Raw genomic sequence first — 23,419 nt, 5'->3', positions numbered from 1 at the left:
CGCGGGGACAGCATTGAAACCGGACGGGCCGCTTCGCAGCGGCCAGCCGGTTTCTTGTTATTGGCCGTGAATCTTTCGATGCGGAGTTTTCGGATATGAGGCGGGTTGTCGTCACGGGTCTCGGCATGGTCTCGCCACTCGGCTGTGGCGTCGAGCCGACCTGGAAGCGCATCCTCAACGGCGAAAGCGGTGCGCGCAGGATCGAGAGCTTCGATGTCTCCGATCTGCAGACCAAGATCGCCTGCACGGTCGTGCGCGGCGACGGGTCGAACGACAGCTTCAATCCGGACAAATGGATGGAGCCGAAGGACCAGCGCAAGGTCGACGACTTCATCATCTTCGGCATGGCCGCGGCCGGCCAGGCGCTCGACGACGCCAACTGGCATCCCGAGACCGAAGAGGACAAGTGTGCGACCGGCACCATGATCGGCTCCGGCATCGGCGGCCTCAATGGCATTGCCGACACCGCGATCCTGCTGAAGGAGCGCGGACCGCGCCGGGTGTCGCCGTTCTTCATTCCGGGCCGCCTGATCAATCTCGCCTCCGGCTACGTCTCGATCGCGCACGGGCTCAAGGGACCGAACCATTCGGTGGTCACGGCCTGCTCGACCGGCGCGCATGCGGTCGGCGATGCCGCCCGCCTGATCGCGCTGGGCGATGCCGACGTGATGGTCGCGGGCGGCGCCGAGTCGCCGATCAGCCGCATCGGCATTGCCGGCTTCAACGCCGCGCGCGCGCTTTCGACCGGTTTCAACGAGACGCCCGAGAAGGCCTCGCGTCCCTACGACAAGGACCGTGACGGCTTCGTGATGGGCGAGGGCGCCGGCGTCCTCGTGCTGGAAGAGCTGGAGCACGCCAGGCGCCGCGGCGCGAAGATCTATGCCGAGGTGATCGGCTACGGTCTTTCGGGCGATGCCTATCACATCACGTCGCCGTCGCCCGATGGCGATGGCGGTTTCCGCAGCATGTCGGCCGCGCTCAAGCGCGCCGGACTGACGCCGTCCGATCTCGACTACATCAACGCCCACGGGACCTCGACGCCGCTCGGCGACGAGATCGAGCTCGGCGCGGTCGAGCGTTTGCTCGGCAACGCCGCCTCCAAGGTCGCGATGTCCTCGACCAAGTCGTCGACCGGCCATCTGCTCGGTGCGGCCGGTGCCATCGAAGCGATCTTCGCGATTCTGGCGATTCGCGATAATGTCGTGCCGCCGACGATCAATCTCGACGCTCCATCGGTCGAGACTGCAATCGATCTCGTGCCGCATAAGGCAAAGCAGCGTGAGGTCAACGTCGCGTTGTCGAACTCTTTTGGTTTTGGCGGTACCAATGCGTCGGTGATCGTCCGGCGCCTTATCAGTTAGTTTGTGTTTGAGACGAATCCACCGTTTTGCCGTATTCGGCGATAGTCATGGACGTGGGCGCGTGCGTTTTTGGCAGGGCAAGCGATTGTCGGGCCGCGATTGAACCGGCAGGATTCAGGTTGTTTCGATGAGTGAAAGGCCGCCCATTTCACCCCGAAGTCCGCGGGCCGCGCTCGAGCCCGAGCAACTTCCGCCGCCGCCCAAGCGGTCGGACCGCGCGCGCAATCCGTTCGTCATCGTCGGCAACGCCATCATCACCCTTCTGCTGATCGCCATGCTCGGCGCCGGCGGCGTCTATTATTACGGCCGCCAGGTGCTCGAGGCGCCCGGACCGCTGAAGGAGGACAAGATCGTCAACATCCCGCAGCGTGCGGGCAAGCGCGACATCGCCGAGACGCTGAACCGGGAAGGCGTGACCGACGTCAATCCCTGGGTGTTCATCGCCAGCGTCGCCGCGTTGAAGGCGAGCTCGGACCTCAAGCCGGGTGAGTATTCGTTCCAGAAGAACGCCTCGCTGCGCGACGTCATCGGCACCATCGTCGAGGGCAAGGTGGTGCAGCACGCCGTCACGATACCGGAAGGGTTGACCTCCGAGCAGATCGTGGCGCGGCTGTCAGACAACGACATCTTCACCGGCAGCGTGCGCGAGCTGCCGCGCGAAGGCACGCTGCTTCCGGAGACCTACAAATTCCCGCGCGGCACGCCGCGCGAGCAGGTGGTCCAGCGCATGCAGCAGGCGCACAAGCGCGTGCTGACGGAGATCTGGGAACGCCGCAATCCCGACATTCCGGTCAAGACGCCGGAGCAGCTGGTCACGCTGGCGTCCATCATCGAGAAGGAAACCGGCAAGCCCGACGAGCGCAGCCGCGTCGCTGCGGTGTTCGTCAACCGGCTGAAGCAGCGGATCAAGCTGCAGTCCGATCCGACCATCATCTACGGCCTCGTCGGCGGCAAGGGCACGCTGGGCCGGCCGATCAAGCGCAGCGAGATCACGCAGCCCTCGCCCTACAACACCTATGTGATCGAGGGCCTGCCGCCGGGCCCGATCTCCAATCCGGGCCGCGCCTCGCTGGAAGCCGCGGCCAACCCGGCCCGCACCCGTGACCTCTATTTCGTCGCCGACGGCACCGGCGGGCACGCCTTCACCGAGACCTACGACGCGCACCAGAAGAACGTCGCCAAGCTGCGCGCGATGGAGAAGCAGATCCAGAACGACACGGTCGAGCCGGCCGAGGACGCGCAGCCGCCGGCGGCTGCCGGGTCCGGCGCTGCCGACGCGCCGACCGCGACGACGCCGGCGCGGCCCAATCAGCAGAAGAAGCCGCCGGCGGCACGCCCGGCTGGCCCAGCCAATCCCGCACCGGCCCGACAGGGCGCCGTGCAGGGCTCGCCGCCGGTGGTCCAGCGCTAAGCGAGCGCGCAGACCAGCTGGCAGGTATTGCGGATTCCACTTTCCGGCAAAATAGTCTTAAGATTCGCGTGGCTTGATGGCCTCGCGGATCCCGTGTTCCTGGAGAATCTGAACTGATGGCGCTGTCGTCCATGACCGGCTTTGCGAGATGCCACGGCGCGAGCGGGCCGTACACATTCGAATGGGAATTGAAGTCGGTCAACGCCAAGGGCTTCGACTTGCGCGTGCGGCTGCCGCAGGGCTTTGACGAGCTCGAGGCCCATGCCAAGAAGCGCGCCGGCGAGCTGCTCTCGCGCGGCACCGTCTACGCCAATCTCAACGTCAAGCGCACCAACGCCGCCGCCACGGTGCGCGTCAACGAGGACGTGCTCAACGCCGTGCTGAAGGCTGCCGCGCTGATCTCGGGGAAGGTCGACGCGGTGGCGCCGAGCATCGACGGTCTGCTCGCCATCAAGGGCGTCGTCGAGGTCGCCGAGCCCGAGGGCGACGAGGAGGAGGACAAGGCCGCGCGCGCCGCGGCCGCCGAGGCCTTCGACAAGGCGCTCGACGAGCTCGTCGCGATGCGCAAGCGCGAGGGGACCTCGCTCGGGCAGATCCTGACCCAGCGCGTCGACGAGATCGAGCAGCTGGCGAAAAGAGCGGAAGCCGCGCCCGGCCGCAAGCCGGAGGCGATCAAGGCGAAGCTGGCTGAACAGATTGCAGCGCTGCTCGACACGTCCGACCGTTTCGATTCCGACCGCCTGATGCAGGAGGCGATCCTGATCGCGACCAAGGCCGACATCCGCGAGGAGCTCGACCGCATCGCCTCGCACATCGCGCAGGCGCGCGAGCTGATCGGCAAGGGCGGCCCGATCGGCCGCAAGCTCGACTTCCTGGCGCAGGAGTTTCACCGCGAGGTCAACACCTGCTGCTCGAAGTCGAACGACATCGAGCTGACCAATACGGGCCTGGCCATGAAGAACGTGGTCGAGCAGTTCCGCGAGCAGGTCCAGAATCTGGAGTGATCGATGACGACGGGCGGTCACGGAACTGACGGTGTCGAACGGCGTGGATTGATGTTCGTGCTGTCCTCGCCATCAGGTGCGGGCAAGACGACGCTGTCGCGTCTTTTGATCGAGCGGATGCCCGGCCTGAAAATGTCGGTCTCGGCGACCACGCGGCCGATGCGCCCGGGTGAGGTCAACGGCAAGGATTACACGTTCGTCGACAAGGCGACGTTCGATGCGATGGTCAAGGCCGACGAACTGCTGGAATGGGCGACCGTGTTCGACAACAGCTACGGCACGCCGCGCGGCCCTGTCGAGGCGGCTCTGTCGGCAGGCCAGGATGTGCTGTTCGACATCGACTGGCAAGGGACTCAGCAGTTGAAGCAGAAGGCGCGCGCCGACGTCGTCAGCGTCTTCATCCTGCCGCCCTCGGCGGCCGACCTCGAGAAGCGCCTGCACTCGCGCGCGCAGGATTCCGACGAGGTGATCCGCAAGCGCATGAGCCGCGCCAGCGACGAGATGAGTCACTGGGCCGAGTACGACTACATCGTGATCAACCACGCGGTCGACGAGGCGTTCGCGGAGGTGCAGTCGATCCTGAAGGCCGAGCGCCTCAAGCGCGAGCGGCGGATCGGCCTCGTAGGCTTCGTTCGAAGTTTGCAAGGTCAGCTTCAAGGTTAGGCCGCGACAGGCGCGGCCCTTGCTTGGCCAACTGTTCCAGCATCGTCGTGATGCCGTCGACGTCGACGGCATCGGCGTCACGACCTGCCGACGCGTCATCGTGATCCTTGCCGATCTCGCCAGCGGCGAGCTTGGGCGCTGCGGCGACGGGCCGGAATATCTTCTCGACCGTCTCGTTCTCGACCTTGTTGCTTCTGGTCTCGACGGGTTCTGCGGCCGGAGCGGCGGCACGTTGTCTGCGCGCGTCGATCAGTTCGATCTCGCGGCCGATCGCGGCAAGCTTCGTCGCTTGTCTTGTCGGTTGCGGACGTGCCGCATCGAAGTCGACCGGGCGCGGCGGCTGGGCGGCGGCCGGCGGTGAATCGCGCCAGGGCGCGCGGCTTCCGTCCTGGTGCTGCGCTTGCCAATCGTCCCAACGCCCGTGTCGGTCCGCCGACCGGAGCCGGACGCGCGCGCCGGCGAAGCGGTAGATGAGGCTGGCCAGGATTCCAGCGAGCGCGAGCGCGCCGCCGATCACGAGCAGCAGCATCTGCAGCGATCCGGTCGGCTTCTCAGGCGTGCTGTTGTCTGCCGCAGCGAGCGCCACGGGCGAGGAGGATTTCGACGGCTTTGCGCTCGGCTGCGCGGCGGTCGCGGCAACGGTCGGTGCCGGCGGCGGGGCGGGGGGAGCGGATGCAGTGGAGACATCGGGCCAGGGTGCGGCGCCAGTGGGTTGCTGCGCGTTGCCGTCAGCGGCCTGGTCCGCGGATTGTTGCACCGGCGCCGCAGCGGCGGCTTGCATCGGAACGTTCGCCGACTTGGCAGCAGCAGTTCCGCGCGGCGTCGGATATTCGGCGCGCGCGTCCTGCACCGGGTTCTGCTGCGGCGCCGGCGCGTCCGCGGTCGCTGGATCGCTCACGGCCGGGGCGGCCTGCGCGGTCCTCGCGCTCTCCTTCTCACCGGCGGCGCGCAGATACCAGCATTTCCGCTTCGTCGTGCGATCCAGGCGATAGTACCAGTGCTGGCCCTGCGGCGCGGCATCCTTCGGCGAAGCCAGGCAGTCGGGGGCCGCGTTGGCGGTGCTCGATGGTGCAGGCGCGTTCTGCGACACGGCGGCTAATGGCGCGCCGGCAAGGATGCTGCCAACCAGCGCGGATACGAACTTTGCGGTGCGGTTGCCCATCCTGGTCTCCCGGTTACGCATGACGCAACTCTTAACCACCCCTTTGTCATCAAAGACTTGGGTGGCAATGAGCCGCAAATCCGGAGAGGATGTGGCTTGAATCGGGCCTGCGCGGCGTTATTGTTTCGTGGAACTCCAGGTCCCGCCGCAACCGTCGGAGCGGCGCCAGGTTCCGGAGCCGCTGCGTGCGCCGAGACGGCCGGCGCTGGTGAAGGTCACGCCATCGCCTTGACCGACGGTACTGACGGTGCCGCTCGGACTGACCGTGCCACTGACGCCCTGGCCGATGACCTTGCCCGAGGAGACCACGACTGCGCCGCTGACCGTGCCGCCGCAGCCGATGCTCGTGACGACCCATGCGCCGTCAAAACTGCCGCCGCCACCTCCGCCGCCGCTTCGCCGTGACGATGAGCGCGAGTCCTCGGCCGGCTTGCTCCGGCGTGCGGACGGAGCCGGCTCGGCCGAGCGGTCCGACCGCGAGCTCGACAGAGATTTCTCGTCGTTGCCGATCGAGCCGCCGGCGCTGCCGGATTGCGCCAAGGCGGGAGTTGAGGCGACGGCGAGGTTGAGGACGAAGGCGAGGGCGGTCGCACGGGTGACGGCATCGCGCATGAGCAAAAAATCCAAATGACCAGATATCAGCGGCCGGAGCCGTCGGCACAGACGGATCCGATAATGCGGCAAGCTTTGCCAGCCTTGCCGCATTCGTCAAGCGCGGCGTCCCTGGCGCGCTGCACGCCCTCGCGCTGGACAAGCGACCACGATTTGTCGGAAATGGCGAAGGCGCCGCAGCTCTTGCCGTAGAACGAGAGCTCGATCGGGCATTTGGCGCCGCCGCAATTGCCGCGCGCGTCCGCCACCGCCGCGCGCCGCGAGGCGTGATTCCACGATATGCCCCATTTGCTGCTGTCGGGTCCGTAGACGATCGAGCCCCATGGCCTCAGATCCTCCATCTTGCGCATCCGCAGCAGCAGGCCTTCGGTCGCCTCGCCGGTCGGCGCCATCGCAATGCGCTGCTGGAGCTTTGTGATGGCGCGCGTCATCCCGTCGGGCGTATCGGGGTCGAAATTGAGCTCGTAGAGCCGCTCGCTCAGTTCGCTGAGCAGCGCCGCATCGCGCAAGGGGACGCGGTCGGGATCGGCGCGCAGGCGCTCCGCAGGAAGGGGATCGGCCTGCATCGCCGCGACCTGCGGCGGAGCGGCTTGCGCCGGCGGCACGAAGTAGAACGTGCCGTCGATCGGGGAGGACGACACCCAGGGCTGTTGCGCGCCTGCGGTCGCGCGCTTCACCGCAAGGCCGACCTGATTGAAGGTCTGGAACACGTCGAGGCCGGCGACCCGGATCGTCGTGGCGAGCGCCTTGGTATAGGGGCTGTGGCCGTCACTGCCGTCCTGGGCGACATTGCCGGGCTGGGTCGCGTAGGAGATCAGCGTGCCCTCGGGCGCGCGCATCTGTGCGAGACCGCCGTCGGAGGCGCGCAGGCCGCGCGAGCCGAACGGGTTGTTGCGGCAGGCATCGAGGATCACGAGGTTGAGCCGCGTGCCGGAGCCCTGCATCTGGCGCAGCACGAGATTGACGTCGGTCATCTGGGACATCGGCCTCGCGGGTCGGATTGGCGCCGACAGGCACCAGATAGTTGGAGCCGGCGACCTGCACCCCGTGCCCGGCATAGTAGAACAGCGCGACGTCCGCGCCCTGCACCTGCCGGCCGAAGCTCTGCACCGCGATGTCCATCGCGGTCTTGTCGAGATCGAGCTGCGCGCGTCCGCCGACCAGCGTGAAGCCGAGCGAACGAAGCGTCTCCGCCATCAGGGTCGCATCCTTGGACGGATTGTCGAGCGGCGTGATGTTCTTGTACGCGGAATTGCCGACCACGAGCGCGATGCGCTTCTCGGCCGATGCGTGCAGCGTCGTGACCGCAAGCATGAGAGCGATCAGCGCGGCGAGCCCCAGGACGCGATTGAAAATTCTCGCGCGCATGAAAAGTCCTCAAAGTAATGACGCCAGTCTACCAGCCCGGGGTGCGGGCGAAAAGCGGGGTGAAAGAAGGGGGCTAACTCTGCCCATCGTGTCCCGGACGCGCTGCAGCGTTCTTACGCTGCTGCGCAGAGCCGGGACCCAGATCGCCGGAAATCCCTTTGCGGCATGGGCCCCGGCTCTGCAGCGCATCGCCAAGCGGCGCTGCGCTGCGTCCGGGGCACGAGAGCCGACGCTCTCGCCCCGTCGTCATTGCGAGCGCAGCGACGCAATCCAGTCTGTCGCCGCGGAAAGACTCTGGATTGCTTCGCTGCGCTCGCAATGATGGCGTATGTCGCACCGAGGTGGTCCTCAAGCTGCGTTCTACGTTTCTCGTGACCGCGACCCCGCGCCTGGAAACTTCTCACCTCCGCAGCCGTTATGTCGCGGCTGAGGAGACGTCATGCCGGTCAAGGATCAGATCAAGAATTTCGCCAAGAAGCTGGTGGAGGAGCAGCCCGATGCGGCAACGCTGCGGGCGCTGGTGCGGGCCCGCAAGCCGACCGCCATGCACTTTCGCGACGACGGCATCGTGCCGAACAATCCGCGCTTCCCGGCGCTGCTGTATCGCGGGGCGGTGAAGCTGAACGGTCGGCGCTTTCCGCCCGAGGTCGTCATCGACACGCTGTTCGACACGAATGGCTGGGGCCGGTCGTGGCGCGACACGGTGTACGACTTCGTCCACTATCATTCGCAGATCCATGAAGTGATGGGGGTGGCGCGCGGTGCGGCGCGGATCGAGTGCGGCGGGATCAAGGGCCGCATCCTGAATGTGAAAGCCGGCGACGTTCTGGTCCTGCCCGCGGGCACCGGCCACCGGCTGATCGAGTCCAGCCGGGACTTTCTGGTCGTCGGAGCCTACGCGCAGGACGGCACCTATGACGAGTGCACCGACACGCGCCAGCGTCCTGACGCGGTCAAGCGCATCGCCAAGGTCCGCAAGCCGAAGACGGATCCCGTGCTGGGGAGCGACGGGCCGCTGCTCGCCGCGTGGCGGAGCGCTCAGCTCAGATAGTCCGGCGTGAAATCCGCCAGTCTGCGCAACTCGTCGGGCTGCAGCAGCTCGATCTCGCTGCCTTCCCAGGCGATCAACCCGCGATGCCTCAGCTCCTGGATGGTGCGATTGACGTGGACGATCGACAGTCCGCAGGCGTCCGCGACGTGGCGTTGCGTCATCGGCATCTGGAAACCGTTCCCTTTGACGAGGCCGACGACCGCCAGCCTTGCGGCCAGCTCGCAGATGAGGTGCGCGACCTTGGGCAACGCCGCCTGCGCGCCGAGGCGGGCGATCCATTGCCGCGAGATCGCCGCGTCGACCAGCGTCTCGCGCCAGAAGGCGCGGGTCAGGTGGATCGAGCTGTCGAGCAGCTGGCGGAGCTGGCTGTGGGCGACGGTACCGACGATGGTCGGGCCGAGCCCCACGAGGTCCGCGTCCGTCGGCGAGACCAGCAGCGTGTGCAGGCACGGCATGTCGCCGGGAACATGGAAGGCGAGGGTCTGGCTGCGATCGCCGACGATGCGCGACTGGTACAGGAAGCCGCTGACGACGAAGACGCAGCGGGTCGCGGCCTCGCCCTGGCGCAGCACGATCTCGCCATCCGAGACCTGGCGCAGCGTGGACGGCAAGCCCGCGATCTGTCGGCGCTCGTCCTCGGACAGGCCTTCGATCGCTTGCAGACGGGCGATGAACTTCGGATGCGGCATGGGCCTCGCGTGCCGCTTCAGCCGTCCCGCGGCCCCGGCGCCTCGACCAAGCGACGCGACAGTTTCGCAAGTGTCCCGTCGGAAACCGGCGCGGATCGGAACTCGAGGATGGCGCGGGCGAGCTCCTGATCCGACATCGGCCGGACCGGCTCCCTCAGCGTTCCCTTCAGCAGGGCATTGCTGATGCTGTCCAGATGCTCGCCGGCATCGGATGCGAACAGGCGGCGGATGCGCTCCAGCAGAGTGGTCCTTTTCATGAGAAGGCCGGCTCGTCCGAAATCGGGGGGAATGGTGTGGCTGCGATCGGTGCATCGCATGCCGGTTAGCAACCTGTGCTTCCGATCGGCGTTCTAGTCCGCTGAACGCAAGCCGGACGTATCATTTGATAGAACCGGCGCGATTATTGGCGGCCCCATGGAAAAAGCTCACGACGTGCTGATACGGAACCTCGGCGAGCACACCGCGCTCGCAGATGAGGATATGGCCGAGATTCGCGCGCTGACCTTGTTGCTGCGCGATTTCGCGCCCAACGAGGATTTCATCCGTCAAGGCGACGAACCCGAGCATTCCGCTTTGGTCGTCTCCGGCATGGTTGCCCGGTACCACCTGCTCGGCAGCGGGCGACGGCAATATCTGGCGTTCCATCTCACCGGCGATCTCCCGGACGCGCAGGGGCTGTTCATCGACCAGATGGATCACGGGCTGAGTGCGCTCGGGCCGGCGTCGGTCGCATTCATCCCGCACCGCGAATTGTTCATTGCGTTCCGGCGGCGGCCGACCTTCAGCCTCGCCGTCTGGCGCGAGACGCTGCGCGATGCCGCGATCTTTCGCGAGGCCATCACCAACAACAGCGCCCGGCCGATGCAGGCGCGCATGGCGCACCTGTTTTGCGAGCTGTTCTACCGCGCCCGCGCGGCGCAGCTTGTGCGCGGCAATCGTTGCCGCGTGCCGATCAGCCTCGCGCAACTCGGCGAGACGCTCGGCATGGCGATCGCGACCGTGAACCGGACCCTCGGCGATCTCAGGCGCAGCGGAGCGATGGATCTTCGTGACGGCGAGCTGGTCGTGCTGAAATGGCGCGAGCTGCAGCGGCTCGGCGATTTCAGTCCGGCCTATCTGCATCTGAAGCGGCAATCGCCGCCGCTTGCGTGAGACGGAGGCGTCAACCCTCCGCGGTTGCCGCTCCACCGCGCACCTCGTCAAAATGCTTCTTCACCCAATCGTTGCAGCAGCAGGCCCTTGCTTCGAGCGCTGCTGCGTCGAGGATCAGGATGGCGCCGCGGCGGGTCGCGAGGATGCGCCTCGCCTTGAACATCTGGATGACGCGGCTGGCATAGCTGCGGGAGACGCCCAGCATGCCGGCGAGCTGCTCGTGGGTGAGGGGAATCTCGGCTCCGCCGATATGTTCATGCGCGGAGATGATCCACTTGGCGGCACGCTGCTCGATCGAATGTGCAGCGTTGCAGGCCGCGGTCTGCAGCAGCTGCGCGAATTGGCAGTCGGCATAGCGCGCGAAGGCCTCCTGGAGTGTCGCCGACCTCTGCTGCGCCTGCTCGAGCGCGCGCAGCGGCAGCCGCACCAGGGTGCCGCCAAGCTTCACGATCATGCGCGAATAGGCGAGCGAAGGGCTGCGGCCGGCGGCGATGCCCACCGCGCCCTCGCGCCCGACCAGCAGGCTTTCCACCTCGCGATCGTCCTCGACCGGTACGGCGAACGACACCAGCGCGGGCCCGCATGGAAAATGGACCGCGGCGACATCGTCGCCGGCGTGATGCAGGACGTGGCTCGCCTCGAGTTCGACCGGCTGGAGGTGAGGCGCGAGCAGTTCGAAATCCGGATCATTGAGCTGCCGGAGCAGATCGTTCTGGGGCCGACCGGTCACATCGTGTTCTCTTGGGCGGGCCGGGAATCGGCGCCAGCGGCAAACCTACGTTTCCGCGGCGGAACCGACGGTTCCAAAGTGCACACAACGGGCGGTCGGGCGTTGAAAACTACAGCACGACGTCGTGTGCTTCAGCTGGCTGGACGGCAGCGAGGATCGTCAGCCGCAGCGGAATTCGCGAACCCCCGCCAGTCGGCCTTGTGCCGCAGCCGCGCGGTAAGCGTCGATCGCCTTGTTGGCGAGCATCAATTGCCGGCGTTCGCCGGTTCGAAGCTGGGCCTCGATGGCGTCGAGCAGGAAGTTCGCGCTCGCGTCCGGCGGCCCGAGCTCGCCGCTCTTTTCCAGGCAGCTCCAGGCGATGAAGAATGCGCTTTCGACGGTGCAACGGATCGACATGCGCAGCCAACGCGGCGCGGCCGCAGGCGTTCCGTGCGGCGGGCGAGACTTGCGTCGGACCCGCCGCGCTGCATTCAGTTCTTCAGCACGATGCGGCCGACGACCTTGCCGGCGCGCAATTCGTCGATCCATTTCTGCACGTCCCCCATCGGCTCCTCGCGCATCGGCGTCGGCTTGATCTTGCCGGCGCGGGCGAGCGCCATCAGCTCGTGGGCCTCGGCGAGCGTGCCGACCATGAAACCTTCGATGGTCATGCGCTTGTAGACCCATTGCACCATCGGCAGCGTGAACTGGCCGCCCATCAGGCCGGACACCACGATCTTGCCGCCGCGCGCGGCAACCGCGACGGCAAAGGCCATCGACTTCTCGTTGCCGGCGAAATCGACGATCTCGTCGAAGCCGCCCTCGGTCTCCTTCAGGATGCGCTTGATGACGTCGGGCTCGGCCGGATCGTAGGCCACCGCGGCACCGTTCTTGAGTGCGGTCTCGCGCGCGGCCGGCGAGAGGTCGGCGACTGTGATCGGCTGCTTGAACATCGCCTGCGCGAACGACAGGCCCATCATGCCGACACCGCCGAGGCCGATCAGCAGCAAATTGCGTTGGCGCGGCCGGTCGACGAGGCGCTTGAGCGCGCCATAGGCGGTGACGCCGGAGCACATCAAGGTCGCGGCCTGGTTGACGGGCAGGGGATCGTAGTCGAGCAGGTACTTTGCGTCGGGGACCAGAACGTGGGTGGCGAAGCCGCCGTCGATGGAGACGCCGAGGAAGCGCTGCTTGACGCAGAGGTTCTCGTCGCCATTGGCGCAATCGCGGCACTGACCGCAGCCGATCCACGGAAACACCGCCTTCCTGGCGCCGACGAGGCTGGAGGGAACATCGGGGCCGACCTCGTCGACGACGCCGGCGATCTCGTGGCCGAGCGTGAAGGGCAGCGTCATGCCGCGCGTGGTGTCGAGCTTCTTGCCGCCGCCGAGATCGGCATAGCCGTCCTGGATGTGGAGATCGGAGTGGCAGAGGCCGCAGCGCTCGATGCGGACCAGAACCTCGGCGCCTTTCGGCTTCGGCGTGTCGACGATGGTCTCGCACAAGGGCGCATCGAACTTGACCAGGGACTGCCGACGCATCAACGCCATTTTCTTTCCTCCGGAATTCTTGGTTACTCGGTTTCGCTGCGTATATCCGCCAATTCACGGGCCATGGCAACAAAGCCGGAGATGGGAATGGTCTCGGCGCGCCGCGTCGCATCGACGCCGGCGGCCTGCGCAAGCCGTGCCGGATCGACGCCGAGCGATTTGAGGCTTTGCCGCAGCATCTTCCGGCGCTGGCCGAAGGCGGCGGCGGCGACCTGCTCGAGCAGCCTGCGGTCACACGGCAGCGGCTCCGGGCGCGGCTTGAGGCGCACGACGGAGGACGTGACCTTCGGCGGCGGCACGAAGGCCGACGGCGCAATGTCGAACAGGATCTTGGTCTCGCAGCGCCAATTGGCGAGCACGCCGAGCCGGCCATAGGCCTCCTCGTCCTCGCACGCGACGATGCGCTGGCCGACCTCGCGCTGGAACATCAGCACCATCATCTCGTACCAGGGCGGCCAGGGCTCGGTGGTGAGCCAGTTGATCAGAAGCTGGGTCGCGATGTTGTAGGGCAGGTTGGCGACGATTTTTGCTCTTTCACCATTGAGCAGCGGGCGCGGATCGAAGGTCATGGCATCGCCATGCACGATTTCGAGCCTGTCAGGATAGTGCGCGGCAATATCCTGCAAGGCCGGGATCGCGCGCTCGTCGTGCTCGATGGCGATGACGCGTCTCGCGCCGAGCGCGAGCAGCGCGCGCGTCAGCCCGCCGGGACCCGGGCCGATCTCGACGATTGTGGAATCTTCCAGCGGTGCCGCCGCGCGCGCGATGCGGGCGGTGAGATTGAGGTCGAGCAGAAAATTCTGGCCGAGCGATTTGCGCGCCGACAGTGCGTGCTGGCGAATGACCTCGCGCAGCGGCGGGAGGTCGTCGATCGCGCTCATCAGCTTTGCGACGCCGCCATGCGGCTCGCAAGCTTGAGCGCGGCGATCAGGCTCGCCGGATTGGCCTTGCCGGTGCCGGCGATGTCGAAGGCGGTGCCGTGATCGGGCGAGGTGCGGATGAAGGGCAGTCCGAGCGTGACGTTGACGGCGTCGTCGAAGGCGACCGTCTTGATCGGGATCAGCGCCTGGTCGTGATACATGCAGACCGCGCAATCATAGGATCGTCGCGCCGCCTCGTGGAACATGGTGTCGGCGGGCAGCGGACCCCTGGCCTCGATGCCGTCGTTGCGCAGCACTTTCAGCGCCGGGGCGATGACGGTCTGCTCCTCGTGGCCGAGCGACCCGTCCTCGCCGGCATGGGGATTGAGGCCGGAGATCGCGATGCGCGGCGTTGCGATGCCGAAGCGGGATTTCAGCTCGGCGGCGACGATGCGGACCGTCGAGACGATCAGCTCGCTGGTGAGCTCTCCCAGCGCATCGCGCAGCGAGACGTGGATGGTCACCGGCACGACGGCGAGCTGTGGCGACCACAGCATCATCACCGGCTGCGGCGCGCGACCGCTCTCCGCGGCGAGCTCGGCGAGGAATTCGGTGTGGCCGGGATGACGGAAGCCGGCGCGGTAGAGCACGCTCTTGGCGATCGGGTTGGTGACGACGGCGCCGGCACGGCCTGCGCGCACGTCGATGACCGCCTGCCGGATCGAGGCGAGTGCGGCCGGCGCGCTGGATGAATCGGGCTTGCCGGGCTCGGCGGTGGCGCGCGCGCCGGTCGCGACCACGGGCAGGGCATCCGTGAAGGCGGACGTCGCCTCGCTGGGGCTCACCGCGGCGATCCTGATGTCGGTGCCGAGTGCCTTCGCGCGGCGCGCGATCAGCACCTCGTCGCCGAGCAAATAGAAGGCGGGCAGGTTCAGCTCGCCCCGGCTGCGCCAGGCTGCGATCGTGATGTCGGGACCGATGCCCGCGGGCTCTCCCAGGGTGAGGGCAAGGGGCTTGGCTGCGGACCTGGTGGAGGGCTCTGGGTGGGGCTTGGCCATCAGCGGTTGCGATATTCGATCATCGCCGCCTTGCGGAGCTCGTCGAGATAGGCCTTCTGCGTCTTCTCGTACTTCTCCTGATACATCTTCTCGCGGACCTCACGCTTCTTCGGCGTGTCGATCATGGTCGGCTTGCGCGAGCACAGCACCACCATCTCGATGCCGTTCTTGGTCATCTCGGGCGCGGTCAGGTGGCCGATCGGGGTGTCGTCGAGCACCTTGCGCAGCGGCTCGGGCAGCTCGGCGGTGGTCTTGGTGACGGCGTCGCGGATGGTGGCGTTCGGGGTCGAGCGGAACAGCGAATTGGCCTCCTCGCAGCTCCCGACGCGGGCGCGATAGGACTCGGCTTCTTTCTTCCGGGTTTCCAGGAACGCCGCCGACGAGCCGCGCGGCGCGATCAGCACGATCGGCTGCATCTTGTACTCGGTGCCCTCGACCTGGAGCTTATCGCCGGTCTGCGCCTGCACGGCCTGCGCGACGTCGCGCTCGCCGACCAGCAACTTCTCCTTGAAGCGGCCGCGCACGAGGCTGCCCCAGACCATCTCGGCCCTCATGCGGCTCTTCAGCGTCTCCGGGCGGACACCCTTGGTTTCGAGCGTCTTGGTGAGCTGGTCGGGTGTGATGCGCATGCGCTGCGCCATGCCATCATAGGACTGGTTGATGTCGGAAACGCCGGGATCGACGCCGTACTTCTTGCCTTCCTTGATCTTCACCTTGTCGTCGATCAGCTCGTTGATGACCTCCTGCCGGCTCGGGGTCTTCTGCGTCGTCAGCTGGTCGAGCTTGGAGCGCTGCTCGATGTCGAAATCGGTGATCGGATCGCCATTGACCATCACGACGACGTTTTGTGCGCGCGACGGCGAGGGCAGGGCGGTCAGCATCAGCCCGGCACCGATGGCCAGAAGGAGGCGGAAGACAGGCAATGGCGTCGTCATGATGTCACTCGCATGTCGACCGCGTTGAGATAGGGCAAACGCGGCCGGCACTTCAAACCGTTCACTGGAGGCCGGCGGAACTGCTGCTCGTCGACGAGGTCGCCAGCGTACGCAGGCCGATTTGGAACATGAACGCGTGGCTCAGGGTGGGCGGTGCGGTGCCCGCGGAATAGCTATACGAAGTTACGTAATTCGCCGCCAGCACGAAGCAATCGTCGACATAGCCGGCACCGAGTACGTATTGGTTGATCTTGTTGGCCTCGAGGTCCCAGCGCGCCGAGCCCGACACCACCCAGTTGGTCGCGACCTTCAGCGAGCCCGTCGTCAGGATGCCCTCGCGGCGGGTCAGATAGCCCAATTCCGGCTGGGCTGCGTAATTGCCGTACAGCACGCTGACCGACCAGCGATTGAAGTTGGCGCGGCCTTCCGCCTCGAAGCGCTGCACGTTCCAGGTCTGCTCGTCCATGCGGGAGCGGACGCTGAACGTGTAGGTGCTGTTCGGCGAGTAGCTGGCGCTGGTGACGTAATCGGACCGCGGCTTGTCGAGGCCGGAGTTCAGGCCGGTATTGATGGAATCCTGGACCGCGAAGGAGTTCAGGCCGAACAGGTGGTAGGACTGGCCGAACAGCACCTTGACGGCGCCGCCCCGGTCGAACTGCGTGGTGGATTGCACGCCGACATTGGCGCGGCCGCCGCCCTCGACACGATCGTAGCCGGAGAACTTGTCGACGTTGAACAGGTTCGCGGCGTCGAACACCAGGCTCTGGGCGTCCTCGTTCGGCAGCCTGCCGGCATAAGTCTCGTTCGGGCGGATGATGATCTGCGCGATCGGCTCGAGGGTGGTCGAGCCCCAGGGCTGAACGTTGATGAACGGATAGCGGTACTCGAGGCCGACAGTCGGCATCAGGCGGAACGCCTCGGTGTCGCCGACGGGCAGGTAGTTCGACACGCCGGGCTGGTTGGAGACCGAGGACTTGATCGCGTCGGCGCGCAGGCTCGCGAACGGCGTCCAGATCTGGCCGAACGGGTCGGTGAAGGACTTGCGCCACTGCGCTTCCGCCGAGAGGCGGGTGTAGGTGCCGGGGAAGCCGCGCAGCAGGCACTGCGAGGGCATCCGCGCCAGCGGATCGGCCGATGCCGTGGTGCACAGGCCGTTGGTGTTGGCGAGCGTCGTGATCGGGTCGAACACCGCATCGTCGCGCGACAGGTTCACGAAATTGGTCTTGTAGCTGAACTCGCCGCCGAAGACGGGATAGTTGAGCACGTTGGAGTAGTCGATCACCGGATAGACGATCGGCACCTGGCTCTGGTTGCCCGAATAGCTCAGCCAGTACATCGTGCGCGCATCGAAGAAGCTGCGGTTGCCGACGCCGGTCAGATAGAGCTGCGACAGCGCTTCGGTCGGCAGCAACAGGAAAGAGCCGAGCGGATCGCGGTATTGATAGAGCCGATAGTCCGAGAAGAAATAATAGTCGGACATCAGGACGCCGTCCCAGCCCCAGACCCATTTGTCGTTCAGCGCGAACTGACCCTTGGTGTCGATGGCGCCGCGGAACTCGCGGTCGCCGGGCAGCCCGGCGAACGCGCCCGGATCGAGCTGGTAGATGCCGTAGGCGCGGATCTGGTAGGCGCCGTCGATCAGGCGCTGGCGGAATTCGCCCTGCAGCATCACGCCCTGCCGCGTCATGAAGCGGGGGGTGATGGTTGCATCCATGTCGGGCGCGATCGCCCAGTAATAGGGAACCTCGGCGCCCAAGCCCGTATTGGTCGTGCCCGGGAAATAGCCCGGCATCAGGAAGCCGGACTTGCGCTTCACGGTCGGGTCGGGGGTCGAGAAATAGGGCATGTAGGCGAGCGGCACGCCGAAGAATTCGAGCTGCGCCGTCTCAAAATACAGCATCTTCTCCTGCTGATCGTGGATGATGCGGGCACCCTTGACCTGCCAGAGCGGCGGCTTCTTCGGATCGTCCTTACACGGTGCGCAGGCCGTGTAGACGCCGTTCTCGAACACCGTGTAATTGCCGCTGGAGCGGTCGGCGCGGCTCGCAGCCATGCGGGTCTGGTCGGCCGTGTCCACGCGCAGCGAGTCGACGAAACCGTCGCGGTAATCGTCGGAGAGATCCATGATCTCGGCATAGGTGATCTTGCCGTCGGCATCCGTCATGCGGATGTTGCCTTCGGCATGCAGCCGCTTGGTCTTCTGGTCGTAGATGACCCGGTCGGCCTCGACGCTCGTGCCGTTGTAGAACAGCTGCACGTTACCGACCGCGGAGACGCGCGAATTGTTGTAGTCGTAGTCGACCTCGGTGGCCTGAACCAGCATCTGGTTGTCGTTGGGGGCCCTCGGCGGCTTCGGACGCGGCGGCAGCGGATTGTAGGTGAAGCTCTGGGCCTTAGCCGGCGCCACGGCAGCGTCGATCAAGCCGCCGAGCGAGGCAGCCGCGACGACGGCAAGCAGGAGCCTGCGGACGGACAAGCCGCACCCGTTCGCGCGCACCAATGTGCGCCGCGCCAAACGAGACACGGGTCCTCGACGGACGGCAGTCACTAACCGTCCTCCTGATACAACAAGGCCAAAAAGCCGGTGAGGCCGCCCACCACCACGGGCAACCACGCCGCAGCGATCGGATGCATCAACTCAGCCTTGCTCAAGTCTTCAGTCACTTTCGACAGAACGTAGAGCAGAAAGCCTGCGCCCACGCCACTCAAAACCATCTTCTGCACGCCGCCCATCCGGAAGAAGCGCAACGACACGGAGGCCGCGAGCATCACCATGGCTGCGAGCAAAAACGGCTGTGCCAGAAGCTTCTGATACTGGAGTCGGTATCCGGCTGTCGCGAAGCCCGAGCTCTCGGAGGAGCGGATGTAGCTCGGTAGTTGCCAAAAGGACACAGTCTCGGGGGTGGAAAAGCTGTTGCGGACCTGCGCCTCGGTCAGCGTGGTCGGTATCTCAAGAACGGGCTGGTCGATCGGCGGTCCGTCCAGCGAGAAGCGGCGGACGCTCTTGAACAGCCAGCGGCCCGACTCCAGCGTCGCCTCGCGCGCCTCGACCCGCTCCTTGAAGTGCTGGTCCTGGTCGAACCGGAACAGCGTCAGCCCGGTGAGCCGGATGCCCTGCTGCTCGCTGCGCGCCGCATTGATGATGGTCTGGCCGTCGTTGGTGAGCTGGTTGAGCCAGAAGCCGGAGGCGTCCTGAATGCCGCCGCCGGGCGCCGAGCCGAACAGCTCGGCCTCCATGCGCTTGGACAGCTCGCGCAAATTGGCCGACATCGGATTGTAGGCGACGGTGGCGATCACCCCGATCAGCAGCGCACTGCCGAGCGCCGGCGAGATGAACTGCCAGGCGGAGATGCCCGCCGCGCGCGCCACCACGAGCTCGAGCCGGCGGGAGAGGGCGAGATAGCAGGTCATGGCGCCGATCAGCATGCAGAACGGCGTCAGCTTCTCCAGCAGTTGTGGTACCCGGAACAGCGAGGTCTCGGCCACCATGATCGCGGAGGCGGAGGCAAGCCCTGAGGTCTTGCGTACCATCTCGATGTAATCGACCAGCACCAGCAGCAGGAAAATGCCGCCGAAGACGCCGAGCGCGGCGACCACGAAGCGGCCGGCGAAATAGCGCCCGAGTGTGTTGGTGAGCATGCTCATGCGGTGGCCGGACGTCCGAACAGCCGCGCGATCCGTGCGTTCGACCTGTTGATGGCCTCCATCAGGCCGGGAGGCGCTTCGACCACGACGCCGCCGATGATCATCCACAGCCCAGCGCCGATCGCGCCAAAGACCATCGCATATTGGACCAGCACCGGGCTCGGTGACTTTACCGCCATCACCGAGCAGGCAAAGCCGGCCATGCGCAGGCCGAACACCGCGACGATCGACGAGGCGATCGAGAAGTTGCGGCTCTGGCGGGTGGTGCGCGGCGCTCCGAGGAAGGCAAAGGTCAGCACCGCAAAGGCGAAGGGATAGATCGGCGCCAGCAGGCTGTCGTGCAAAGCTGCGCGGAACTGCCCTGGAATCTCCTTGTAGACGGGATCGGTCTCGGATGGCCAGAGCAGCTCCCAGAGATAGCGCTCGCGGATGCCGAGCGTGACGTCGCGGCCCTTCGAGAATTTCGACATGTCGAAGCCGTAGCGGCCGAAGGCCACCAGCGCCGGATCGCGCTTGCCCGCCTCGAAGCGCTGGAGATTGCCGGTCTCCAGCACCAGGAACGAGCCGGTCTCGTTCTTCACGACCTCGCCGCGCTCGGCGACGATCGAGACGCGCTCGTTCCGATCGCGACGGTCGTCGATGAAGATGCCGGCAAGGATGCCGCCCGGCTGGCGTTCGCGAATCCGGATCGTGAGATTCTCGTCGAGCCGGGCGAAGCGGCCGGGCTGCAGGATGTTGGTGAGCACGTCGGCGGTGATCTCGGCATCCCACTGCTTGATCCGCCGCATGCCGTCCGGGGCGAGATAGGCCGCGATGAAGGCGACCAGCAGGGCCACCACGCAGGTGGCGTAGAAGAACGGATAGAACAGCCGGAACGGCGAGAAGCCGGCGGCATTCATCACGATGATCTCGGAATCAGTCGCGAGCTTGTTCAGCGTGTGCGAGATCGCGATCATCAGCGCGATCGGCGAGATGATCAGGACCAGGGCCGGGATCACGAGGCTGGTGATGCCGAGGAAGGTGAGGATGGTCTGACCCTGGCTCGTCATCAGGTCGATGCCGCGCAACGCCTGCGTAATCCAGATCACGCCGGTGAGGCTGACCAGGACCAGCGCAAACGACGCCAGCGTCGTACGGAAGATATACCTATCGATCGACCCCATGCGCTACCGCACGAACCCACCCTAGTCCCCAATGTCGACCAGAATTCCGGCGGTCCAACCAATCCCCGTCAGGGGACCCCCAAGGTCGGCCGACAGCTCTTCCGGCGGTTCATTCTCTCACTACCATCCCTTTGATCCGTCAACAAAATGGCTGCCCCGTGGCACCCTCATTATATGGTTAATATTTCGGGCGTTGTGGCCCCGCGGCCACGGCGGCGCTTGGCATCGGGCTGGCCGCTGGCCCATAGTGGGGGAAGCCTCAGTGAATCGCCGTTCAGCTCCGGCTTGTGCTCGGACCCCCGAACGACGAAAAACCCCATGTTTTGGAGGAGTTATCCATGTCCGATGCCATCAAGGTCGGCTTTGTCCCGTTGTCTGCCGCCCCCCGTGGCATCCTGGTCGTGTTTTGCGACGACGGCCTGAAGCTCGGCCCGGCGACGGCCAAGGCGCTGGGTGGCGCTACCGACATCGTGAAGCGCGCGGCGGCCGCGGCCGCCTTCAAGGGCAAAAGCGGGGCTGCGTTGGACATTCTGGCACCGGAGGGGGTGAAGGCGACCCGGCTGATCGTGATCGGCGCCGGCAAGGCGACCGGCCTCAAGGCGAATGATTTCCTCAAGTTCGGCGGGGTGGCCGCCAGCAAGCTGCCCGCCGGCACCAGCGCCATGACCGTCCTCGCGGAACTGCCGGGAGGCGCCATGACGAGCGAGCAGGCGGTTGCGATTGCCTCGGGCCTGCGCTTACGCGCCTACAAGTTCGATCGTTACAAGACCAGGAAGAAGGACGGCGAGGAGGGCGGCGCGCGCGCCGACGTCTCGCTTGCGGTCGGCGATGCCGGTGCGGCGAAAAAGGCGTTCGCTGCGGCCGGCCACGTCGTCGACGGCGTGATCATCGCTCGCGACCTCGTCAACGAGCCGCCGAACGTGCTTTTCCCGGAGGAATTCGCCCGCAGAGCCGGTCAGCTGCGCAAGCTCGGCGTCAAGGTCGAGGTGCTCGACGTCAAGGCGATGCAGAAGCTCGGCATGGGCGCGCTGCTCGGCGTCGGCCAGGGCTCGGCGCGGCCGAGCCGCACCGTGGTCATGCGCTGGGACGGAGCCAAGAAGGGCGAGGCTCCGGTCGCCTTCGTCGGCAAGGGCGTCTGCTTCGACACCGGCGGCATCTCGATCAAGCCGGCCGGCAGCATGGAGGACATGAAGGGCGACATGGGCGGGGCGGCCTGCGTCGTCGGCCTGATGCATGCGCTCGCGGCGCGCAAGGCGAAGGTCAACGCGGTCGGCGCCATCGGCCTCGTCGAGAACATGCCCGACGGCAACGCGCAGCGGCCGGGCGACATCGTCACCTCGATGTCCGGCCAGACCATCGAGATCATCAACACCGACGCGGAGGGCCGCCTCGTGCTCGCCGACGTGCTCTGGTACGTCGCCAAGAAGGTGAAGCCGAAATTCATGGTGGATCTGGCGACGCTCACCGGCGCGATCATGGTGGCGCTCGGCACCGAGCATGCCGGCATGTTCTCCAACAACGACGAACTGGCCGACCGGCTGCTCACGGCCGGCATCGAGAGCGGGGAGAAGGTCTGGCGCATGCCGCTCGGCCCCGAATACGACAAGCTGATCGATTCCCAGTTTGCCGACATGAAGAACACCGGCGGCCGCCATGGCGGCTCGATCACCGCCGCGCAATTCCTGCAGCGCTTCGTCGACGGTGTGCCCTGGGCCCATCTCGACATCGCCGGCACCGCGATGGGTGCGCCGAAGACCGACATCAACCAGAGCTGGGGAAGCGGCTACGGCGTCCGCCTGCTCGACCGCCTGGTCGCCGACCATTACGAGCGCAAATGATCCGACATGACTGAAGTGCTGTTCTACCATCTGCAAAACATGACGGTGGAGAATGTGTTGCCGCCGCTGCTCGAGAAGTCGCTCGAGCGCGGCTGGCGCGTCGTGGTGCAGTCGACCTCGGAGGAGCGCGCCGACGCGCTCGACTCGCATTTGTGGACCTATCGCGACGATTCATTCCTGCCGCACGCGACATGGCGGGTGAACGATGTTGCCGACCAGCCGATCGTGCTGGCGATCGAGGGCGGCAATCCCAATGGGGCCAATGTCCGCTTCCTGGTCGACAACGCCGCGCTGCCGGAGGACGCACAGGGCTACGAGCGCATGGTGCTGTTGTTCAACGGCGACGATCCCGACGCACTCGCGCTCGCCCGCACGGCCTGGACGGATTGCAAGGCGCGGGGATTTGATGTCACCTATTGGCAGGCCGACGACCGGGGCCGGTGGCAGAAACGCAATTAGCCGCAATTAATGATAATTTGCACTTTTCGGGCGATGCTGGCTTCGGCCACCTTCGTGCCGCAAAGGGATGTTGGGACAAACGCTTAGGGCTGGTCCTTCACGCGGGGAATTAGTTTATCGTGCGACATCAAAAGCTTCCCGGCTCGCTCATGATTGCGCTCGTTGCCGTAGCACCGCTGGTCGCGGGCTGCTCGGGCGGCACCGACCTGCTGTCGAAGGACGCCGAATGGTTCCAGAAACCCGGCCGTCTCTTCATCAAGAACATCTCGATCGAATCGCCGCCGCTGACCCCGGACAAGCCGGTCGGAGCTGAGGATCTCGTCAGCGCCGACGGCGCCTGTCCCGGCATGGCGCCGCCGCCCGGACCGGCCGATGCCAATGCCTCGACGACCGCGCCGATGGGCGGCACGGTCGCGCTCGGCCACACCGAATGCGACGTGGTGCGCGGCATCGGCGCGCCCTCGAGCGTCAATCTCTCCAACGATGCCGCCGGCCGCCGCGTCGCCGTCGTCACCTGGACCACCGGTCCGCGCGCGGGCCTCTACACGTTCACGGCCGGACGCCTGTCTTCGATCGAAGGCAATCCGGACCCGCAGCCGATGCCGAAGGCGGCCAAGCCGAAGAAGAAGCACGCGTAGGGCGGGGATCGCCCGCGCCGCAGTGAAACGGAAGAGTCTCCGATCCAGGAGGTGAGCGGGGCGGACCCGATGCAAAGCCGGCTTGGCGGCG

At 66.2% G+C, this 23,419-nt stretch carries 22 protein-coding genes and 1 pseudogene; 9 read left to right on the top strand and 14 right to left on the bottom strand.

Annotation, left to right across the window (positions count from 1 at the left end; genetic code table 11):
* The first annotated feature begins 95 nt into the window (after positions 1-95).
* The 4 genes from fabF to gmk all read left to right on the top strand — a co-directional run bounded on the left by fabF (position 96) and on the right by gmk (position 4,439).
* Complete coding sequence (gene fabF / locus XI05_RS29365) at positions 96-1,361, top strand: beta-ketoacyl-ACP synthase II (protein WP_172786450.1); 1,266 nt, start codon at positions 96-98, stop codon at positions 1,359-1,361.
* A 127-nt stretch (positions 1,362-1,488) separates the two neighbouring features.
* On the top strand, positions 1,489-2,772 hold the full coding sequence (mltG, locus tag XI05_RS29360; RefSeq protein WP_271508313.1) for an endolytic transglycosylase MltG: 1,284 nt from the start codon (positions 1,489-1,491) through the stop codon (positions 2,770-2,772).
* Between the two features lie 116 nt (positions 2,773-2,888).
* A complete protein-coding gene (locus XI05_RS29355; protein ID WP_271508312.1) occupies positions 2,889-3,776 on the top strand; it encodes a YicC/YloC family endoribonuclease in 888 nt (295 codons plus the stop codon).
* 3 nt (positions 3,777-3,779) lie between these two features.
* The gene (gmk, locus tag XI05_RS29350; protein ID WP_172786453.1) at positions 3,780-4,439 is read left to right on the top strand and encodes a guanylate kinase; all 660 of its coding nucleotides are present in this window, start codon (positions 3,780-3,782) and stop codon (positions 4,437-4,439) included.
* On the opposite strand, the gene XI05_RS29345 is transcribed toward gmk, so the two are convergent.
* The 3 genes and pseudogenes from XI05_RS29345 to XI05_RS29335 form a co-directional block, all read right to left on the bottom strand.
* Complete coding sequence (locus XI05_RS29345) at positions 4,372-5,679, bottom strand: hypothetical protein (RefSeq protein ID WP_442869329.1); 1,308 nt, start codon at positions 5,677-5,679, stop codon at positions 4,372-4,374. The genes gmk and XI05_RS29345 overlap by 68 nt on opposite strands.
* A gap of 39 nt (positions 5,680-5,718) precedes the next feature.
* Positions 5,719-6,213, bottom strand: coding sequence for a hypothetical protein (locus tag XI05_RS29340; protein WP_271508310.1), 495 nt, complete (start codon positions 6,211-6,213; stop codon positions 5,719-5,721).
* 26 nt (positions 6,214-6,239) lie between these two features.
* Positions 6,240-7,581, bottom strand: a pseudogene (locus XI05_RS29335) (caspase family protein).
* Positions 7,582-8,020: 439 nt separating this feature from the next.
* On the opposite strand from XI05_RS29335, the gene XI05_RS29330 reads away from it, so the two are divergent.
* The gene (locus tag XI05_RS29330; protein ID WP_271508308.1) at positions 8,021-8,632 is read left to right on the top strand and encodes a cupin; all 612 of its coding nucleotides are present in this window, start codon (positions 8,021-8,023) and stop codon (positions 8,630-8,632) included.
* On the opposite strand, the gene XI05_RS29325 is transcribed toward XI05_RS29330, so the two are convergent.
* The gene (locus XI05_RS29325) at positions 8,620-9,321 is read right to left on the bottom strand and encodes a Crp/Fnr family transcriptional regulator (protein WP_271508306.1); all 702 of its coding nucleotides are present in this window, start codon (positions 9,319-9,321) and stop codon (positions 8,620-8,622) included. The two genes, XI05_RS29330 and XI05_RS29325, sit on opposite strands and share 13 nt — an antisense overlap.
* A gap of 17 nt (positions 9,322-9,338) precedes the next feature.
* A complete protein-coding gene (locus XI05_RS29320; RefSeq protein WP_271508305.1) occupies positions 9,339-9,578 on the bottom strand; it encodes a hypothetical protein in 240 nt (79 codons plus the stop codon).
* A 157-nt stretch (positions 9,579-9,735) separates the two neighbouring features.
* Here XI05_RS29320 and XI05_RS29315 point away from each other — a divergent pair, with 157 nt between their 5' ends.
* The gene (locus XI05_RS29315; protein ID WP_271508304.1) at positions 9,736-10,473 is read left to right on the top strand and encodes a Crp/Fnr family transcriptional regulator; all 738 of its coding nucleotides are present in this window, start codon (positions 9,736-9,738) and stop codon (positions 10,471-10,473) included.
* 10 nt (positions 10,474-10,483) lie between these two features.
* Here the strand turns inward: XI05_RS29315 and XI05_RS29310 are convergent, their stop codons facing one another.
* The 9 genes from XI05_RS29310 to lptF form a co-directional block, all read right to left on the bottom strand.
* Positions 10,484-11,203 carry a Crp/Fnr family transcriptional regulator gene (locus XI05_RS29310; protein WP_260383419.1) on the bottom strand — a complete coding sequence of 240 codons (720 nt, stop codon included), beginning with the start codon at positions 11,201-11,203 and terminating at the stop codon, positions 10,484-10,486.
* A gap of 159 nt (positions 11,204-11,362) precedes the next feature.
* Positions 11,363-11,599, bottom strand: coding sequence for a hypothetical protein (locus XI05_RS29305; RefSeq protein ID WP_271508303.1), 237 nt, complete (start codon positions 11,597-11,599; stop codon positions 11,363-11,365).
* Positions 11,600-11,673: 74 nt separating this feature from the next.
* Positions 11,674-12,732, bottom strand: a complete 1,059-nt coding sequence (locus tag XI05_RS29300) for an alcohol dehydrogenase (protein WP_271508301.1) — start codon at positions 12,730-12,732, stop codon at positions 11,674-11,676.
* Between the two features lie 23 nt (positions 12,733-12,755).
* Entirely contained in the window at positions 12,756-13,613 is an 858-nt protein-coding gene (gene rsmA, locus XI05_RS29295; RefSeq protein ID WP_271508299.1) for a 16S rRNA (adenine(1518)-N(6)/adenine(1519)-N(6))-dimethyltransferase RsmA, read from the bottom strand.
* On the bottom strand, positions 13,613-14,650 hold the full coding sequence (gene pdxA / locus XI05_RS29290; protein WP_271508298.1) for a 4-hydroxythreonine-4-phosphate dehydrogenase PdxA: 1,038 nt from the start codon (positions 14,648-14,650) through the stop codon (positions 13,613-13,615). The genes rsmA and pdxA overlap by 1 nt, the downstream gene beginning before the upstream one ends.
* On the bottom strand, positions 14,650-15,585 hold the full coding sequence (locus tag XI05_RS29285; protein ID WP_271508296.1) for a SurA N-terminal domain-containing protein: 936 nt from the start codon (positions 15,583-15,585) through the stop codon (positions 14,650-14,652). The genes pdxA and XI05_RS29285 overlap by 1 nt, the downstream gene beginning before the upstream one ends.
* Positions 15,586-15,646: 61 nt before the next feature.
* Positions 15,647-18,133 carry an LPS-assembly protein LptD gene (locus tag XI05_RS29280; RefSeq protein WP_271508294.1) on the bottom strand — a complete coding sequence of 829 codons (2,487 nt, stop codon included), beginning with the start codon at positions 18,131-18,133 and terminating at the stop codon, positions 15,647-15,649.
* Positions 18,133-19,230 carry an LPS export ABC transporter permease LptG gene (gene lptG, locus XI05_RS29275; protein WP_172786468.1) on the bottom strand — a complete coding sequence of 366 codons (1,098 nt, stop codon included), beginning with the start codon at positions 19,228-19,230 and terminating at the stop codon, positions 18,133-18,135. Before lptG ends, XI05_RS29280 begins: the two co-directional genes overlap by 1 nt.
* Entirely contained in the window at positions 19,227-20,393 is a 1,167-nt protein-coding gene (gene lptF, locus XI05_RS29270; protein ID WP_172786469.1) for an LPS export ABC transporter permease LptF, read from the bottom strand. Before lptF ends, lptG begins: the two co-directional genes overlap by 4 nt.
* A 338-nt stretch (positions 20,394-20,731) precedes the next feature.
* Here lptF and XI05_RS29265 point away from each other — a divergent pair, with 338 nt between their 5' ends.
* The 3 genes from XI05_RS29265 (at position 20,732) to XI05_RS29255 (ending at position 23,328) form a co-directional block, all read left to right on the top strand.
* Positions 20,732-22,231 carry a leucyl aminopeptidase gene (locus XI05_RS29265; protein WP_271508293.1) on the top strand — a complete coding sequence of 500 codons (1,500 nt, stop codon included), beginning with the start codon at positions 20,732-20,734 and terminating at the stop codon, positions 22,229-22,231.
* A gap of 6 nt (positions 22,232-22,237) precedes the next feature.
* Complete coding sequence (locus XI05_RS29260; RefSeq protein ID WP_036000609.1) at positions 22,238-22,690, top strand: DNA polymerase III subunit chi; 453 nt, start codon at positions 22,238-22,240, stop codon at positions 22,688-22,690.
* A gap of 149 nt (positions 22,691-22,839) precedes the next feature.
* Complete coding sequence (locus XI05_RS29255) at positions 22,840-23,328, top strand: hypothetical protein (protein ID WP_271508547.1); 489 nt, start codon at positions 22,840-22,842, stop codon at positions 23,326-23,328.
* Positions 23,329-23,419 lie beyond the last annotated feature (91 nt).

This window comes from Bradyrhizobium sp. CCBAU 11357 (genome assembly GCF_028128865.1).
In the GTDB taxonomy this organism is placed as follows: domain Bacteria; phylum Pseudomonadota; class Alphaproteobacteria; order Rhizobiales; family Xanthobacteraceae; genus Bradyrhizobium.
This window is presented reverse-complemented; position numbering and strand designations above follow the sequence as displayed.

Bases quoted from the DNA above. Each gene is read 5' to 3' on its own strand.
- fabF (WP_172786450.1), top strand. From the start codon at position 96: ATGAGGCGGGTTGTCGTCACGGGTCTCGGCATGGTCTCGCCACTCGGC.
- mltG (WP_271508313.1), top strand. From the start codon at position 1,489: ATGAGTGAAAGGCCGCCCATTTCACCCCGAAGTCCGCGGGCCGCGCTC.
- XI05_RS29355 (WP_271508312.1), top strand. From the start codon at position 2,889: ATGGCGCTGTCGTCCATGACCGGCTTTGCGAGATGCCACGGCGCGAGC.
- gmk (WP_172786453.1), top strand. From the start codon at position 3,780: ATGACGACGGGCGGTCACGGAACTGACGGTGTCGAACGGCGTGGATTG.
- XI05_RS29340 (WP_271508310.1), bottom strand. From the start codon at position 6,213: ATGCGCGATGCCGTCACCCGTGCGACCGCCCTCGCCTTCGTCCTCAAC.
- XI05_RS29330 (WP_271508308.1), top strand. From the start codon at position 8,021: ATGCCGGTCAAGGATCAGATCAAGAATTTCGCCAAGAAGCTGGTGGAG.
- XI05_RS29325 (WP_271508306.1), bottom strand. From the start codon at position 9,321: ATGCCGCATCCGAAGTTCATCGCCCGTCTGCAAGCGATCGAAGGCCTG.
- XI05_RS29320 (WP_271508305.1), bottom strand. From the start codon at position 9,578: ATGAAAAGGACCACTCTGCTGGAGCGCATCCGCCGCCTGTTCGCATCC.
- XI05_RS29315 (WP_271508304.1), top strand. From the start codon at position 9,736: ATGGAAAAAGCTCACGACGTGCTGATACGGAACCTCGGCGAGCACACC.
- XI05_RS29305 (WP_271508303.1), bottom strand. From the start codon at position 11,599: ATGTCGATCCGTTGCACCGTCGAAAGCGCATTCTTCATCGCCTGGAGC.
- XI05_RS29300 (WP_271508301.1), bottom strand. From the start codon at position 12,732: ATGGCGTTGATGCGTCGGCAGTCCCTGGTCAAGTTCGATGCGCCCTTG.
- rsmA (WP_271508299.1), bottom strand. From the start codon at position 13,613: ATGAGCGCGATCGACGACCTCCCGCCGCTGCGCGAGGTCATTCGCCAG.
- pdxA (WP_271508298.1), bottom strand. From the start codon at position 14,650: ATGGCCAAGCCCCACCCAGAGCCCTCCACCAGGTCCGCAGCCAAGCCC.
- XI05_RS29285 (WP_271508296.1), bottom strand. From the start codon at position 15,585: ATGACGACGCCATTGCCTGTCTTCCGCCTCCTTCTGGCCATCGGTGCC.
- lptG (WP_172786468.1), bottom strand. From the start codon at position 19,230: ATGAGCATGCTCACCAACACACTCGGGCGCTATTTCGCCGGCCGCTTC.
- lptF (WP_172786469.1), bottom strand. From the start codon at position 20,393: ATGGGGTCGATCGATAGGTATATCTTCCGTACGACGCTGGCGTCGTTT.
- XI05_RS29265 (WP_271508293.1), top strand. From the start codon at position 20,732: ATGTCCGATGCCATCAAGGTCGGCTTTGTCCCGTTGTCTGCCGCCCCC.
- XI05_RS29260 (WP_036000609.1), top strand. From the start codon at position 22,238: ATGACTGAAGTGCTGTTCTACCATCTGCAAAACATGACGGTGGAGAAT.
- XI05_RS29255 (WP_271508547.1), top strand. From the start codon at position 22,840: ATGATTGCGCTCGTTGCCGTAGCACCGCTGGTCGCGGGCTGCTCGGGC.